Below are 15,398 nucleotides of genomic sequence, written 5' to 3'. Positions count from 1 at the left end.
AGTGGTACGAGTTGATTTTGTAAAAGGAAAGTTAAAAGATGATTGCTGTAACCTATTCAGAACTTAAGACTGGACTTAAAAGATATTTTGATCGTGTTGAAGATGACGACGAAGTTTTTCTCATTAAGAGAAGGCTTGGTAAAGGAACGGTTATGATGTCCATAGATGAGTATAACTCAATCATGGAGACGCTACACCTGCTTTGTTCAAGGAAAAATGCAGATAGGCTGTACGAGTCGATTGATCAAATGAAATCGTCAAAAGGTTGAAATTGTAATACATTTTTACCCGCTTACATTCAAAAAATGGCAGAAATGATAGCGTTTATATTCTAATTATTAAATTAGCCGCTCGTGTGCAAACGTTTACGAACATTAAACCAATAATATGCAAGAGCAATTTAGCAATCGCTGGGGTATAGTACTGGCCTCTTTAGGCATGGCCATAGGAGCAGGTAATCTTTGGCGGTTTCCACGGCTTGCCGGTCAGTACGGCGGCTCATTCCTTATCCTCTGGATTGTTTTCCTGTTAATCTGGTCTATCCCATTATTGATGGCCGAATTTTCCATAGGTAAAAAATATAAGCTTGGCGTAATCGGCTCGTATGGAAAAATAGGAGGGAAGGGTATGACATGGGGAGGCTTTTTTATTACCCTTTGTACATTGGGTATTGCCTTTTACTATGCCATAGTTACAGGCTGGGCTTTGCAGTACCTCGGGTTGTCTACTCAGAATCTTTGGGCTTTTATTGGTGGAGGCAACACCATTGCTGACGAACTTGCTGCCAACCCTGCGTATCTGGATCAATACTGGGACTCAATTGCCAATAACAATACCTGGACTATCATTTTGTACATAATTGCTGTTATCGTTGGCATTTACGTACTCATTAAAGGGATACAAAATGGTCTGGAAAAAGCCAATAAAATACTGATCCCTACTTTATTCGCCCTTCTGCTGGTGATCACCATTATGGCCCTGAATATGGAGAACGGGTACAAAGGGTTGGAATACATGTTCTTTATTGATATCAAGCATTTTTCAAACCCGACAATCTGGATAGAGGCACTTTCCCAATCCGCCTGGTCAACAGGAGCAGGGTGGGGTTTGATCATGACTATATCATCCTATTCCAGAAAGAGTGAGGACGTGGTACTAAACACCTTCATTGGAGGGTTTGGTAACAATACGGCCTCCCTGATGGCCGGAATGGCAATATTGCCGGCAGTTTTTGCCCTGGCAGCCAGTGAGGGAGAGGCAATCTCATACTTACAAAGTGGTAATCAGGCACTAACCTTTACCATTATACCGAAGTTATTTGCCACGGTCAATGGTGGAGCCATACTTTCCTTTATATTCTTTCTGGCCTTCTTTCTTGCCGCTTTCAGCTCGCTGTTACCCATGCTGGAATTATTTATCAGTAACCTGAGAGATATGGGGATTACACGAACATCAGCTGCAATCAGGGCTGGCGCTTTCTGTATCGTTTTTGGCTTTCCATCGGCATACTCGCTCGACTTCTTCAATAATCAGGACTGGGTTTGGGGGATAGGGCTTATTGTTTCAGGGCTGCTCATCATTATTGCCGTTCTACGGTATGGAGTTTCCAAATTTAAAAGGGACTACATCGATACGGATTCTGACTTTAATGTACCCTCAAAGTATTTTGCAATTGCTTTAATCTTTAATGTGTTTTTTGGGGTTATCCTTATATACTGGTGGATGTCTCAGGGTTATTCTAAAAATCCATGGTTCGATGAAAATGGAAACTGGAATGTTTTTGATGTGTACAGCAATGCATCCATAATTACCCAATGGGGACTGGTTATTATTGCAGGATTGCTTTTGAATAAATATTTGTATAACACCTTTGTAAAAAACAAGTCATGAGTACAGCAGCTATTATTTCTATGATACTTATTGTAGGCACTGTAGTGGGTGGCTTCATTTTCTTCCTCAGGTTGGCTATGAAGAAGGAGGCAGACAGAAAAAAAAGTGCCGGATAACACAATAATTTTATTTTAACTGTTATTGTCTGAATAACAGTTGGTTACATAAGGTTTTTCAGGGCGTTTTAGGTTTGGGGGAGGTATTCTTACATTGGAAATCGCCTCTTTTTTTCTAACTTATGGCTTCAACCATTAAACCTAAACCCAATGAAAACAAAAACCAAACACTGGAAAGTGGTGTTACCCATTTTCCTATTCTCAATTTCTATGGCTTTTGCCCAAACTCCCACAGAGAAGCAAAAGATCAGTAGCAGGTACGACAAAACCCGCCTTTCCGAATTACAGAAAGAATATAGCCAGAAGGCTTTAACTGCCAAGCAGAATGCCCTGCAAATGGCAGCTCAGAAGGGCTGGGAAGTACTGAAATCTAACGGAGACGGTTCTTTTGATGAGCTGATTGCCGTTTCCAAAGATGGAAAACCCATTTACTACACAGTGTACAATGTAAGTGCGGCACGTTCAACCAGGGCCAATCACCTTCACTCTGGCGGAACCCTCGGGCTTAATGTAAATGGACAAAACATGACTGCCCATGTCTGGGACGGTGGCCCAACGAGACCTACTCACCAGGAATTTGATGGTGCAGGTGGCAACAACAGGGTGACCATTAATGACGGCGTTACCGCTCTAAATGGTAATAGTTTCCATGCCCAGCACGTTACAGGTACTATTGTGGCGTCAGGTGTTCAGGCCAATGCCAAAGGTATGTCGCCACAGGCCAAGGCGCTGACCCATGAATGGAACAATGACCTGTCTGAAGCCACTGCCGAGGCAGCTAACGGTATGCTCCTTTCTAATCACTCATATGGATACAGGGCCAGCTTAATACCTGACTGGTATTTTGGTGCCTATATTGATGAGTCAAGAGACTGGGACAACCTGATGTACAATTCGCCATATTACCTTATGGTAGTAGCAGCCGGTAATGACGGTAATGACAACTCTTCAAATGGAGCTCCTCTTAACGGAAATTCTTCCTTTGACAAGCTCAGCGGCCACTCTACCTGTAAGAACAATATGGTAGTTGCCAACGGCCAGGATGCAAGCGTAGCCACTGATGGTACACTGAACAGTGTAACGATCAACAGCAGCAGTAGCGAAGGCCCTACAGATGACCTGAGGATAAAGCCGGATATTACCGGAAATGGTACAAGTGTGTACTCAACGTATGACAACAGTGATGTTGCTTATAACTCAATCACCGGTACGTCCATGGCATCGCCCAACGTGACAGGTACATTGTTGTTATTGCAGCAGCACTACAATAACGTTAATGGTAATTTTATGCGTGCAGCATCCCTTAAAGGTCTGGCACTTCACACTGCAGATGATGCAGGTATTGCTGGTCCTGATGCTGTATACGGCTGGGGCTTATTGAATGCCAAAGCTGCTGCACAGGCTATTACTGCCAATGGCACCGCTTCGCGAATAGAGGAGCTGACACTAAGTGCAGGCCAGTCATACTCTATTACTGTCAATTCAGATGGTACCAGTCCGCTATTAGCTTCTATCTCCTGGACAGACCCTGCGGGTACTGCTAACACCGGTACAACCAACCTTACTACACCCGTGCTGGTCAATGACCTTGACCTCAGGGTTACTCAGGGTGGTACTACCTACAACCCTTACCGCCTGACAGGTGTAAACTCGAATGGAAAAGGGGATAACAACGTAGATCCGTATGAGAGAGTTGACATATCCGGTGCCAGCGGCTCATACACTATTACAGTTACCCACAAAGGGTCACTTTCCGGTGGTAGCCAGGATTATACCCTGATCGTAACCGGTGTTACCGGTACCGTAAGCTGTACGGCTACTGTTCCTACCGGACTTGGAGCATCCAATATTGGCTCTTCATCAGCTACAGTAAGCTGGAATGCTGTGCCCGGAGCTACTTATGACGTAAGGTATCGTCAGACCGGTACTTCTAGCTGGACCACAACTGCCGTTTCAGGTACTTCTGCCAGCATCACCGGCCTATCACCGCTTACTCAGTATGAAGCTCAGGTAAGAAGTAAGTGTAGTGATGGTACTACTTCTGCTTACAGCAGTTCTGTAACCTTTACTACTACCGACGTGCAGCTAAATTACTGTTCATCAAACGGCAATAGTGTAGCCGATGAATACATCAGCAATGTTACACTTGGTTCCATTAATAATAATTCCGGAGCCGGCAGTGGTGGTTATACCGATTTTACATCTATTTCAACCAACCTGAATAAAAATACCTCATACACAATTTCGGTTACACCTACCTGGACAGGTACATTGTATAACGAAGGCTACAGCGTATGGATAGACTATAACCGTGATGGAGATTTTACCGATTCCGGAGAGCAGGTATGGACACAGTCTGCTACACAAAACTCACCGGTGAGTGGTAGCTTTACCGTGCCGTCAGGAGCTACCAATGGAGCTACCAGAATGCGTGTTTCTATGAAGTATAATGGTATACCTACTTCGTGCGAAAGCTTTAGCTATGGCGAGGTGGAAGATTATACGGTGAACATCCAGACAGGAAGCGGAGATACTCAGGCCCCTACGGCTCCGGGTTCATTGACAGCTTCCGGGATCACCACAACAAGTGCTACACTGAGCTGGACTGCATCTACGGACAATGTAGGAGTTACCGGCTACGATGTTTATTTGGGAGGTTCGCTTGTAGGTAATACCACCAGCACCAGTTACAACCTTACCGGCCTTACTGCTTCAACTTCATACACTGCTTCGGTTAGGGCAAAAGATGCCGCAGGGAATCAGTCAACTGCGAGCACTGTAACTTTCAGTACACAGACACCTGTTACATATTGTACTTCCAGTGGCAACAATGTTACCTACGAATGGATAGACCTCGTGGCTGTAGGGTCAATTAATAATGCAACAGGTGCCAATGGCGGATATGGTAATTTCACCAGCCAGAGCACTGATCTTACCCGTGGAGGTTCTCATACTATTAACTTTAGTGCAGGCTTCTCCGGCTCCAGCTATACCGAATACTGGAAAGTATGGATAGACCTTAACCAGGATGGAGACTTTGCAGACTCGGGAGAAGAAATGGTCAGCGGATCATCCAGCAGCAGCGGAACTCTGTCTGGTACTTTGAATATCCCATCATCTGCTGCCTTGGGAAGTACCCGAATGAGAGTATCCATGAGATATAATGCAGCACCTTCTTCATGTGGTACTTTCACCTATGGAGAGGTTGAGGATTATACCGTAAATATTACCAACACATTGGCCAATACAGCTTTTGCTAATTTAAGAAACGCGGAAGAGCTTGATAATGAAGGGCCAAAGGCATATTTCGTAGCTACACCAAACCCTGTAAAGGACATGGTCGAAATAGCCATAGCAGATGAAGCGAAAGGCTATAGCCTCAAAATGATGACGTTAACAGGCGTTGTTATTGAAGAGATAGAGTCAGTGGATTCGAATGTGCGGATTAATATGTCAAGACTTCCTCAGGGAGCGTATATCATTTCCATGAAAACGGAAAGAGAAGTGATCAACAGCAAGATTATTAAAGAATAATAGCTACTGATAAAGACAAACAAAAGAGGCTGCATCCAATGGGTGCAGCCTCTTTTTGTTTCATTTTTCTGCAGTAGGAGACTGGTTGACTACTATGGCGATTTGATTGCCATCAGGGTTAATATTCAGGCGGGTGATGCCTGATAAACCAAATTCTGAAAGGTCAGCCACTTTTACCCAGTCTTTGTCAAAAGCTGCATGAAATTTATAAAGAACGCTGTCACTGCCCATAAACAATGTGCCGTCTGAGGCCCAGCACATGTCCTCTGAGCTACCAACCACATTAATGATCTTGTGGGTAGTTCCTGCCACCGGCTCATAAGATTTGATTTGCCAGGGTTCATGCTCTTTGCTTATAAAACTGAGCAGGGAAGTGTTAGGTATCCGGTGAAGTGACCTTCCGATATTAGAATGCTTAGGTAAACATTCGCCATCTGTAATATTACAAATCTGCAAAGTGGACGGCTCTCCCAATACAAACACTGCCAATGTGTTTTCATCAAACCAACAATGGTAACCAATTTTCAGGCCTTTTACCAATACCCGTGGTTCCTGAGTGGCATGATCATGCCTGTATAGCAACTGCTGACCACTGGTATCTAGCCTGATGTAGGAAAAATCCTGGCTGTTTGGGATAGGGGTTGGAGAGTATTCACTTCCACCTGCTGTCCAGGTGAGCCAGCTCCAGGAGTACTCTTGAAATTCCACCTGAGCAACATCGGTTTGACCGTCACGTGTTGATACGTAATACATAGATCCATCAGGCAGAAAGTGAGGTTGATTATCATACCCGGGGTTTTGATAAGTAACATTAAACGGGTCTGAAATTGAATAGTTCGTGCCATCATTGTTCAAATCAAACACATAGATCTCAGTGTCATTTTGAGCAACGCTAACTGTAGTAACAATAAATGGTACGGAGAGAAAGAACAAAAGCTGAACTTTAGAAAACGGTATCATCAGAATAGGTGTATTTTTTGGTTGAATGGGGGCTTCAATTTACATTAATTTACACACGATACCATTTCTTTCAATCAATAATTATATTTTTTTGATGGTTCTGGCTTTATTCTGTCTCTATATTATTGCTTTATTATTCATCTTTCAGGGAGTCTACAGGATTTCTGAGGGCAGAATGTACGGACTGCCAGCTAATCGTGCTCAATGCGATCAGTAGGCATATTGATGCCGCAACAATAAATACCCCGGGGCCAATCTCCATTTTATAGGCAAAATTATCGAGCCAACTGTTCATGGCAAACCATGAAACAGGAATGCCGATTAGTACCGCTATCAAAAAGAGTTTGATGTAGTCTTTCGACAACAGAGTAACTATGCTGAATAAGGAAGCACCTAGTACTTTTCTAATGCCAATCTCTTTGGTTTTCAGGGCTGTAGTGTAGGTTGTAAGACCGAATAGTCCAAGGCAGGCTATCAGGATGGCAAGACTGGAAAATACGGTGAAAATTTGTCCGAAACGGATATCAGCGTCATATTGCCGGTTGAAGCTATCGTCCAGAAAACTGTAAATGAATGGACGGTGAGGCACCAGTTGCGACCAGAGTTGTTCCAGATCAGCAAGGGTTGTGACCATTCCTTCTGGTGCTACTTTTAAAGAAAAGCGTCGCAAAGCACCCGTCGGTGCATATCGTATGGAAAGCGGCTCAACTTTGCTGTGAAGGGATTTGTAATTGAAATCTTTTACCACACCCACTACCGTGCCTTCACGACCCCACTGAGTAAATTTTTTACCAATTACGTCCTCGGCGTTTGTGTAGCCATATAATTTTGCGGCAGCTTCATTGATCAGCAAGGCTTGAGTAGTGTCAGAAGGGAAATCGTCAGAAAAAGCTCTGCCGGCAATCAGTTCTATTTCATAAGTCGGAATGAAATCCTGATCTATTTCATAGATACCAGGGTTGTGCATTGTCATTTCACCGCTGGCAGATTCTATGCGTGTGCCTGCATCAGGGAGAAAGGCACCGGGAACAGCCCTGGATGTACTGACCATGCTTACTTTGGGATGTTTGCCCAATTCGGTTTTAATAGACGCTATCTGTTCCTGTACTTTAGAGTCCCAGCCGAAATCAATAACCAACATTTGATCCTTGGTAAAGCCCATATCCAGCGTATGCAGGTGTTTGAGTTGAGAGAAAACCACAGCAGTACCAACGATAAGGGACATGGAAAGCGCAAATTGAAATACCACCAATGCTTTTCTTAATGAAATGCCCCCTGATGAAGATTTAAGCCTGCCTTTTAGCACTTGACTGGATTTAAACCTGGCCAATACCCAGGCAGGGTAGCTACCTGCAATCAGGCCTACAAAAATCACCGATCCTGTAAACAGGGCTATAAACGGCCAGGAAAGCAGGTCAGAGAAGTATAATGCCTTACCGGATAGCTCACGGGTGAATGGTAATACAAAGGCCACTAATATCAGGGCAAGCAAGGCGGCGAGCATAGTCAGCATGATTGACTCTAACAGAAACTGGACGATGAGCGAATGCCTTTGCGCCCCAATGGCCTTTCTTACACCAATTTCCTTTGCCCGTTCCATCGACCGTGCGGTGGAGAGGTTCATGAAATTAATACAAGCGATCAGCAGAATAAAACCTGCTATGAATGAGAAGATATAAATATTGGTATAGCTTCCTGTTGTTCCCGGTTGTCTTGATGCCTTCGAGTGAAGATAAGCAGAGGACAGTGGCTCAAAAGCAATAGTATTATCTGTTTTATACCAATCCGGACCATTGTGCTCTATGAAGTCAGGTATTTTTCCTTCCAGGGATTCGATACGGGAATTCTCCTTTAAAAGGAAGTAAGTATAAAAATCTACATACCCCCATGAATCAAATATCTCGGGTCTCCAGTTATGAAAAGTGGTCATTGAGATCAATCCGTCAAAAGTGAAATGTGTGTTGGACGGTACATCTCCCATAACCCCTGTAACTACAAATGTTTCGGTTTGGTCTATGGTAATTGTCTTGCCCATGGGGTCGTCATAGCCGAAGTACTTCATGGCGGTGCTTAGGGTAAGTACAATGCTATTAGGTTCCTTTAGTGCTGTTTTGGGATTTCCTGAAATGAGGTTCCAGCTAAATATTTGAAAAGCAGTTGAGTCGGCAAAAACCATATTATCCTCCTGAAACCTTTTACTGCCATATTGAAAGAGTAGTTGGGAGGGGCTGGTAAAGCGAAAGTAACTTTCTATTTCAGGAAAATCAGCCTGTAGCGCAGGGCCTACAGGTGCGCTGCCCCAAACCTGGAAGTCTTCCGGGGAGGGGGGAGGTAGGCTGCCGGGGTTTTCTGCACTTCTATACGTATGCAGTATTCTGTAAATGCGGTCAAAATTTTTATTGTAGCGATCATAAGACAGCTCGTCGTTAACATACAGTAAAATGAGCAGACAACAAGCTATACCTATGGCCAGGCCGGCAATGTTTATTACAGAAAAGGCTTTTTGCCTCAGTATATTTCTTACACCTACTTTGATATAGTTTTTGAACATGCCGTAATGGTTTAGTTGATTATTTCCTGACAAAGGCCGGATGATTCCCGGCCTGAACAGCCGGAATACATCTTTGGTATAGTTCCAACGAGCTACTTTAGGACCTTTTATCGCAAGGTCTGTTTCAAACCTTTCAATCAGGTCGCCTTCGATATCTTCCAGATAGTCCGGGTGACAGTACCAGCGTAAAAAACGACTGGGCCAATGAGGGGGAGTTAAGATGTCAGATGGATTCATTATTTGTTTAAGGAAAAGTTAGGAATGGCTTCCCAAAGGCTAAGTCGCTGCTCTTTAACTTCGGTCAGTACATTTTTGCCATAAGTGGTCAGTGAAAAATAGCGTTTTCGCTTCCCGCCTCGCATATTAGTAGCTTCCCCAAATTGCGACGACAGGTACCCCTTTTTCTCCAGGCGCCTCAACACCGTTTGCAAAGCGCCTATACTAACCTTTCGATTCAATCTGCTCTCCATTTCATCAATAATGGCCACTCCATAGGCTTCATCGGCCAAAATGGCTACAGTCAACATTACGATTTCCTCAAATTCCCCGAGATGATGCTTACTCATATTGATATATTTTACTCAAATGTAGTTAAAATATTTCTGCATAAAAGAAACTGATAGATATATTTTTCTTAAATGTAGTTTTTATTAATAAGCAGGATGACAATTCCTGCTTATATTATTCTATTCATCTTTAAGGCACTCAACTGGATTAGTAAGGGCTGCTTTTATGGTTTGGATGCCAACGGTAAGCCATGCGATAATTAATGATGAAACTGCGGCTAATCCGAACAGCCACCACTTTAGCTGGATGTGATAAGCAAAGTTACTCAGCCAGTTTTCGGCCAGCATGTAGCTTACGGGTAAGGCTATAACTATCGATGCAAGCACCATCTTCGTAAAGTCGTTTGACAATAAGGCAATGATCCTAAAGCTACTAGCGCCCAATACCTTCCTCACTCCGATCTCTTTTTGCCTTCTTTCTGCAGTAAATGCTGCCAGACCAAATAAACCGAGACACGATATAATGATAGCTACTCCTGCGAAAAATCTTGATAAAGTAGAGATTCTCTGCTCAGCAATGTATTGGGCTTGATAATTCTGGTCAAGAAATTCATATTCCAGCGTATAACCGGAGTTAAATTTGTTGTAGAAAGATTCGATGGCAGAGATGGTTTCGCCTATCTGCTTACTATCAATTTTTATGAAAACATTCTGGAGAAATTCTGTATCAAAATGGAATAGCATGGGCTCTACCATACTATGCAATGAGGAATAATGAAAATCTTTAACCACTCCGATTATTTCTTTTTCTTCGCCCCACATAATAACCGTTGTACCAATAGGATTCTCAAGTCCCATAGCTTCTATGGCTGTTTCATTAAATATGATCTTTGATTTTTCAGAATCGACATGATCAGAGAAACTCCTTCCCATGGCCAGTTGGATGCCAAGAGTCTCCAGAAACCCATGATACACACGTGCCTGTTCAAAGCGGATAATTTGATCAGGGTCTTTACCGGGCCAGCTCACACCGGTAGTGAATGACCCACTGGAGACAATGGAATGGGAAGTGCAGGAAGCTTCGATTACACCCGGAACCTGCTTAAGCTCATTCAAAAAAACGGGTATGTTTTCAACGGCCTTGCCTTCTATAGGCACTTTAAGTACGTTGGTCCTGTCATACCCCAGGTTTTTGGTCTGTGCAAAGTTGATTTGCTGGTACACTACCAGCACACTTACGATCATGATTATGGATAATGCAAACTGGAATACTACCAGTCCCTTTCTGATCCATACTTCTCCGAAAGAAGCATTGAGTTTGCCCTTTAAAATATTGATGGGCCTAAATCCGGAAAGATAGATAGCCGGATAGCTCCCGGCCAATATCCCTGTGATAAGTGTAATGCCTGATGTAATACCGACAAGCTTCCAGGTAAGCTGGAGGGAAATGGATTTACCGGTCAGCTCGTTGAATTGAGGAATGACCATGTAAACCAGGACCAGGGCAATGATCAATGCGGTTACAGACATGATGATGGCCTCACCCATAAACTGACTGAAAAGTCCACCTCTCCTGGCGCCCAAAGTCTTTTTAACGCCAATTTCTTTCAGCCTTCTGGAGGCCCTCGCGGTGGTCAAATTCATAAAATTAATGCAGGCAATCAGCAATATGAAAATGCCGATTATGGAGAACAACGTTACATAAATGATCCTGCCGCCGGTTTGAACTCCGGCCTCATAATTTCCGTGTAGGTAGATGTCGGAAAATTTGGTCATAAAAACAGTTACATTACTTCCTTCGTCTTTCTGCTTTATAAAGTTGGCCAGCTTTTTATTCAACTGCTTTACATCAGCCCCGTTGGCCAGTTCTGCATAGGTATAGCTGTTGAAATTTCCCCAGTGCATACCGTCACTATCCAGGTCATCTTTGAAGATGGTAAATGGAAGAATGAAATCGAACTGCTCCGATGAATTGCCGGATAGGTCATATAGTATGCCCGAAACTTTTGCCTGACCTTTAAAGTGCAATAGATGCCAGTCTACGGATTTGCCTATGACATCTAAAGAACCGAACAGCTTTAGCGCCAGCGATTCGGTGATCACTATTGAGCTTTTGTCATCCAGCACCTGTTCAGGATCACCAGATCTGAGCTTAAAGCTGAAGAGGTTGAGGTAATCTTTGCCTGAAAATTTTCCTCTGGCTTTAATTTTTTCCTTGCCGGCGGATAGAGCAAAATTATTGCCGAACCAGTCCATATCAGTATCCTCTACGGCCGTAACTACTTCCGGCACCTCGTTAGCCAGTGCTTCTGCCAGTATTCCCGGGGTAGGAGGGGCAGTCCGTATGGAGCCATTCTCTTCATGGTTTAGGTAAACCTGATAAAGCTGCTCATCTTTTTCATGGAATTTGTCCATGGCAAGCTCATCGGCTATCCAGAGAAAGATTAGAAGTGTACAAGCCAGTCCGCTGGATAAGCCGGCTAAATTGATTAAAAATGAACTCTTATATCTGATAAAAGTCCGGTAGCTAAGTTTAAAGTTGTGTTGTACCATAATAAATAATTTTGAGTTTGACCTGTGTTTTTTCATAGCAAATGGCCTCAGGTATTGGAGTACCTGGTACCAATAATTGACCTTGGCCTGCAGCACTGACCTTTGTGCTGCTGTATGATAAAATTTCTCGTCCAGGTCGCCCAGCACCTCTTCTGCAAGTTCCTCTTTCAGGAACCAGAGTAGTAAGCGGCAGGCAAGCTTTGGAGGGGTTGTTTTGTGCTTCGGTGGCATATCCGTTGACTTTTATTCTGACTGCAGGTTTTTTACAGGATCAAGTAAAGCCGCTTTAATTGTACGATAGCTGACAGTGACCATAGTTACCGCAATGGCTGCAAGGCCGGCAAGGCCAAATACCCACCACGACATTTCAATTTTATAGTCATAGGCATGCAGCCAGTTGTTGAGCAGGTAGTAAGCAATAGGCGTTGCAATAAGGCATGCTACCACCACCGGGTAAATGAAATTTAAAGAAAGCATCCGCCATAGACTGGCTATGGGTGCTCCCAATACTTTCCTGATCCCTATTTCCCTGGTTCGTTTCTCAGTGATGAAAGAGACCAGCCCAAACATGCCAAGACAACTGATGAAGATGGCCAGAACTGCGAAAATAGAAACCAGTTTACCCGCACGCTCTTCTGCCCGGAACTTGGCATTGTACTCCATATCCACGAAATTGTAATTAAACGGTGCCGACGGAACAATATCTTTAATTACCGCTTCTAGCTTCATCAATGCTTCTGTAACAGGCAGCTCTGGGTTAAGCCGGACAAACATATATGACAACTCATTGTTGGTCAGGAACATGATGGCTGGTCTTGGAGCCTGGAAAGGATCACCTTTGATCATATCCCTGACTACTCCTACAATGGTGAATGTATTGCTGCCAAAATAATCTTTGGAGAACTTTATTTCCGACCCGACGGCGTTTTCCAACCCCATAAGCTTTTTGGTCGATTCTGTGATGATGACAGACTTTGAAATATCAGACGTCAGGTTTTTATTGAAATCCCGGCCCTCAGTTACTTCCCAGCCAATGGTTTTACCATAATCATGGTTTACGAGTATGGTATTAAAAGAAGGGTCAAATGATGGAGGTTTTCCTTCCCAATCAAAGCCATTGTTGTTGCCCAAAGTATTGGTGATGGGGTAATTAGCTTCTCCAACTTCTATTACGGCCCCGGATTTCTTCAGCTCATAGCTAAGTGCTTCGTATTTTCCATACATTTCACCGGATCTTTTTGGAATCACCAATAGATTGGCCTTTGAATATCCTGTCGGGCGGCTTTTTGCATGTTGTACCTGCTGATATACCACAAAGGTTCCGCTAATGAGCAGTATGGAAATAGTGAACTGGAATACCACCAGCGTTTTTCGAAGCAAAGCTCCTTTTTTGCCCGAACTGAACCCGCCCTTTAGTGATTTGAGTGGGTTGAGTGCAGAGAGATAAAAAGCAGGATAACTTCCGGACAGGATACCCGTGATCAGCGAAATGGTAAAGCCCACAAGCCAGAACCATGGGTTTGTTGAAGGGAACGCTATTTCTTTTGACGCGATGTTATTAAACCAGGGGAGGACAAGTGCTGCCATGGTGGCGGCTGTTAAAAAACTTAAAAAGGACAGGAGGAATGCTTCGGTTAAAAACTGGCTCATTAGCTGCAAGCGTTGAGAGCCAAGGCTTTTCCTTATTCCTATTTCTTTTGCTCTCTTTTCGGAAGCAGCAGTACTTAAATTCATAAAGTTAATGCAGGCCAGGGCCACTATAAAAATAGCCGCAGCACCAAAGAGCCAGACAAATTTAAGCCTTTGACTGGTTACAGGCTGGCCATTTTCGAATTCAGAATGCAAATGCCATTTATTCATCGGATTAAGGAAAAGATAGCGCTGACCCTCTGTATGTGGCAGGACCAGGTCTTTGATCAGTGCCGATGCCTTTTGCAGGTTAACATGCTCTTTAAGCTTCACATAAGTATGTATGAAGTAATTGTCCCAAACATTCAGGCCGGACCACCCACTAATGTAGAGCTGGAGTGGGGCAAAGTAGGAGGCACCATGAAAGCTTGAATTATGGGGAAGGTCTTCATATACGCCCGCTACCGTCAGTTCGGTATTGCCATCCATTGTTATTATCTGGTTCAAGGGATCGCTATCACCAAATAATTTTTGTGCGGTAGTTTCAGATAACAGAATAGCATTTACATCTCTTAGCCCGTTGATGTCTCCCTGTTGCATGTTGAGACCGAACATTTTTGCACCATCCGGTTGCATGAAGTAACCGGACTCTGCAAAATGGCCTCTGTTTGTTGTAAATATCCTCTCTTCCGGTCGCGACCGCATCATAGCCACCTGATCAAAATACGTTGAATAACTTTCTTTCAGAAGGGTGCCCAAAGCAGGAGGGAGAACCGTGCCCACATGGATGTCTTCACCCGGATTATGATGTTCGATCATCACCTGGGCAATATGCTCCTTCTGGATATGGTAATTGTTGAAGGAAAGCTCATCGTATACCCAAAGCCCAATGAGAATAACAACAGTCATGCTTACTACAAGACCGCTGAGGTTAATTAATGAATAGCCCTTGTTCCTTAATATGTTGCGCAGGCTGATTTTAAAGTTGTGCTGATACATAGTGTTGAATTTTGAGTTTGATCTGTAATTTCTGATAGCAAATGGCCTCAGGTACTGAAATACCTGATACCAGTAATTGACCTTGGCCAACAGCACTGACCTGTGCGCTGCTGTGTAATTAAATTTCTCCTCCAGGTCGCCCAGTACCTCTTCGCCCAACTCCTCTTTCAGGAACCAGAGCAAAAAAGCCTCAGCTAACCGGGGCGGTGTATGGTTGTTGTTATTATCCATTGGCAAAGCCGGGATATTGTTGCCACAAAGACACTTTGAAGTCGCGGGCTTCTTCCAGTACCCTTCTGCCAATGGCTGTTATTGTATAGATGCGCTTTCTGCGTCCGCCCCTTTCAGGTGAAGAGCTGCCCATCTCAGACGTTAAAAAGCCTTTTTCAGAAAGGCGGTTGAGCGTAGAATGTACTGCACCTATGGATACTGCCCTCTGTGTCTGGCTTTCAAACTCTTCCGCAATTTTAAATGCATAAGCATCTTCACCTAAAATGCCAACCAGAAGGAGCAAGACTTCTTCAAATTCCCCTAAACGTGTTTCTTTCATTATATTCTAAATTGTAGAACTAATATACGCGGTTATATTTAATTTGTTCTACTTTTTAGAAACATATTAGGTCCGAAGCACTGACTCTTCAGAGGTTGGTTAGCTGAAAA

General features: G+C 43.7%; 10 protein-coding genes. 4 read left to right on the top strand and 6 right to left on the bottom strand.

Features of this window, described 5'->3' with window-relative positions; translation table 11 throughout:
- Positions 1-38: 38 nt before the first annotated feature.
- From E1163_RS20350 to E1163_RS20335, 4 genes are all read left to right on the top strand, one after another.
- Positions 39-269, top strand: coding sequence for a type II toxin-antitoxin system Phd/YefM family antitoxin (locus E1163_RS20350; protein ID WP_155174302.1), 231 nt, complete (start codon positions 39-41; stop codon positions 267-269).
- 118 nt (positions 270-387) lie between these two features.
- The gene (locus tag E1163_RS20345) at positions 388-1,890 is read left to right on the top strand and encodes a sodium-dependent transporter (protein WP_155174301.1); all 1,503 of its coding nucleotides are present in this window, start codon (positions 388-390) and stop codon (positions 1,888-1,890) included.
- Complete coding sequence (locus tag E1163_RS20340) at positions 1,887-2,006, top strand: MetS family NSS transporter small subunit (RefSeq protein ID WP_155174300.1); 120 nt, start codon at positions 1,887-1,889, stop codon at positions 2,004-2,006. Before E1163_RS20345 ends, E1163_RS20340 begins: the two co-directional genes overlap by 4 nt.
- 150 nt (positions 2,007-2,156) lie before the next feature.
- Positions 2,157-5,540: a GEVED domain-containing protein gene (locus tag E1163_RS20335; RefSeq protein WP_246223787.1), complete on the top strand. Its 3,384-nt coding sequence runs from the start codon at positions 2,157-2,159 to the stop codon at positions 5,538-5,540.
- 60 nt (positions 5,541-5,600) lie between these two features.
- On the opposite strand, the gene E1163_RS20330 is transcribed toward E1163_RS20335, so the two are convergent.
- The 6 genes from E1163_RS20330 to E1163_RS20305 form a co-directional block, all read right to left on the bottom strand.
- Positions 5,601-6,500, bottom strand: a complete 900-nt coding sequence (locus tag E1163_RS20330) for a TolB family protein (protein WP_155174299.1) — start codon at positions 6,498-6,500, stop codon at positions 5,601-5,603.
- A 133-nt stretch (positions 6,501-6,633) separates the two neighbouring features.
- Complete coding sequence (locus E1163_RS20325) at positions 6,634-9,288, bottom strand: ABC transporter permease (protein WP_155174298.1); 2,655 nt, start codon at positions 9,286-9,288, stop codon at positions 6,634-6,636.
- Complete coding sequence (locus E1163_RS20320; protein ID WP_155174297.1) at positions 9,288-9,617, bottom strand: PadR family transcriptional regulator; 330 nt, start codon at positions 9,615-9,617, stop codon at positions 9,288-9,290. The genes E1163_RS20325 and E1163_RS20320 overlap by 1 nt, the downstream gene beginning before the upstream one ends.
- 120 nt (positions 9,618-9,737) lie before the next feature.
- Entirely contained in the window at positions 9,738-12,341 is a 2,604-nt protein-coding gene (locus E1163_RS20315) for an ABC transporter permease (protein WP_155174296.1), read from the bottom strand.
- 12 nt (positions 12,342-12,353) lie between these two features.
- Positions 12,354-14,969: an ABC transporter permease gene (locus E1163_RS20310; protein ID WP_155174295.1), complete on the bottom strand. Its 2,616-nt coding sequence runs from the start codon at positions 14,967-14,969 to the stop codon at positions 12,354-12,356.
- Positions 14,962-15,288 (bottom strand): PadR family transcriptional regulator, encoded by a 327-nt coding sequence (locus E1163_RS20305; protein WP_155174294.1) that lies wholly within the window; start codon positions 15,286-15,288, stop codon positions 14,962-14,964. The genes E1163_RS20310 and E1163_RS20305 overlap by 8 nt, the downstream gene beginning before the upstream one ends.
- Positions 15,289-15,398 lie beyond the last annotated feature (110 nt).

The sequence above is a fragment of the Fulvivirga kasyanovii genome, from assembly GCF_009711405.1.
In the GTDB taxonomy this organism is placed as follows: domain Bacteria; phylum Bacteroidota; class Bacteroidia; order Cytophagales; family Cyclobacteriaceae; genus Fulvivirga; species Fulvivirga kasyanovii.
The sequence above is the reverse complement of the archived record's forward strand: the minus strand, read 5'-3'. Positions and strand labels throughout refer to the sequence as shown.